This window comes from Mesorhizobium sp. WSM4844 (assembly GCF_055811775.1).
The window spans coordinates 1-1,270 of the sequence record NZ_JBVVQB010000146.1 but is presented as its reverse complement, the minus strand read 5'-3'; the positions used below and the strand labels follow the sequence as shown (position 1 = coordinate 1,270).

Sequence of the window (1,270 nt, the reverse complement as noted above, 5' to 3'; positions counted from 1 at the left end):
TGGCGAAAGGCAACTTTGAAGATTACATTCTGGCCTTTGCCGTTCTGCTCTTCGTGGGCGGCTTGGTTCGAGGCTCGTTTGTAGGGCAAGCCCGCTTCCGCGAAGCAAGCCGCCTGAGACATGAGGCGGAGCGGCTTGCGGCGGAAATGGAGCGCAATTCCAGGGAGGACCACCTAACGGCCCTTCTCAACAGACGGGGCCTCGAACACGCGATCAATCAGTTCGAGAATGCGGACGGCCCGTTCGTTGCAATGCTGATTGATCTGGACGGCTTCAAATCTGTCAACGATACCTACGGTCACAGGACCGGTGATGAACTGCTCATCATGATCGCCCGCCGCATAGAGCAGGCAGCGCCGGCAGGCTCAACGCTCGCCCGTATCGGCGGCGATGAGTTCGTGCTGTTTTTTCCCTCACTCAGGAGTTCGCTTTCTCCCAGTACCCTCGCATCCAATATCATAGCCAAAGTCGCCAGCCCCTATCGTGAGGTCGCGTCCGTCCGGATCGGTGCATCGATCGGAATATACCTGGCTGAAAGGCCGGGGCTGACGGAAATGTTGCTGCGGGCGGATGTCGCCCTCTACACGGCCAAGCGTCGTGGCAGGAACGAATTTCGCCTGTTCGATGCCGAACTCGACAGGGAATTGCAACGTCGCCAGTCCATCGAACGCGACCTTCATTCAGCGATAGAGGCGAGAAGGGTGGCACCTTGGTTCCAGCCCATCGTGAGACTCGATACCGAGGCCGTGATCGGTTTTGAAGCCTTGCTGAGGTGGTCCCATCCGATCCATGGTTCCATCTCTCCACCCGAAATCATGACAGCCGCACGCGAAACCGGAATGCTTCAACTGTTAACGCAAACGGTATTCTCCGACTGTTGTGCTCTTATCGACGGCTTGGTGAAAGCTGACCGTCGAGATGTTCGTGTGGCAATGAATGTTTCACCGCGCGAATTGGAAGCCGGCGATATCGACGACATGGTTCTGAATGGTCTGGCGGCAAAAGACCTCCCGACAACCATGTTCGAAATCGAGATTACCGAAGAATCTCCAGTGGACCCGGAAAGACTGGATGAAAAGCTCGGACGGCTTTCACATGCCGGCATTTCCATCGCGCTCGATGACTTCGGCACCGGCTTTTCCACGTTGGCGTCGCTCAAGGACAGCCGGATACGCAAGGTGAAAATAGACCAAGGCTTCATTCGCGGCTTGGCCAAGTCTCGGGAGGACCGGCTGCTTGTCAAAACGGTGATCGATCTTGGTCGGGCGCT

1 protein-coding gene is annotated in these 1,270 nt (G+C 56.8%); it reads left to right on the top strand.

Annotated features, from left to right (window positions below):
• On the top strand, window positions 1–1,270 hold a 1,270-nt coding region (locus tag AC0L2A_RS36160; RefSeq protein WP_473612958.1), incomplete at both ends, for a putative bifunctional diguanylate cyclase/phosphodiesterase.